The sequence below is a fragment of the Streptococcus cristatus genome, from assembly GCF_003943465.1.
In the GTDB taxonomy this organism is placed as follows: Bacteria; Bacillota; Bacilli; order Lactobacillales; family Streptococcaceae; genus Streptococcus; species Streptococcus cristatus_C.
This window is the reverse complement of sequence record NZ_RJPR01000047.1, coordinates 1-507: the sequence shown is the minus strand read 5'-3', so window position 1 is coordinate 507 and position 507 is coordinate 1. Positions and strand designations below refer to the sequence as shown.

Below are 507 nucleotides of genomic sequence, written 5' to 3'. Positions count from 1 at the left end.
CTGTATCAGTAAGCACAAGTGCCTCAGCGTCAATGAGCTTGAGCCAGTCTGTCTCAGCAAGTGCCAGTGCTTCAGCATCAGTAAGCTTGAGTCAGTCAGTTTCAACAAGCGAGTCTGCTTCAGCGTCAGTAAGCTTGAGTCAATCCGTTTCAACAAGTGAATCAGCTTCAGCATCAGTAAGCCTGAGCCAGTCTCAGTCTGTCTCAGCAAGTGCAAGTGCTTCAGCCTCATTGAGCACCAGCCAATCAGCAAGTGCAAGTGCCTCAGCATCGTTGAGATTGAGTCAATCAGTTTCAACAAGCGAGTCAGCTTCAGCGTCATTGAGTACCAGCCAGTCTGTCTCAGTAAGTGCTAGTGCTTCAGCATCAGTAAGTCTGAGCCAGTCTGTATCAGCAAGCACAAGCACTTCAGCATCAGTAAGCTTGAGCCGATCAGTTTCAACAAGTGCCTCTGCTTCAGCTTCGTTGAGTTTGAGTCAATCTGTCTCATTAAGCATAAGCAATAGTG

General features: G+C 47.7%; 1 protein-coding gene. It reads left to right on the top strand.

Going from position 1 to position 507, the window contains the following annotated elements:
• Nucleotides 1-507: hypothetical protein (locus D8793_RS11795; RefSeq protein WP_185761208.1), on the top strand; the 507-nt coding region annotated here is incomplete at both ends.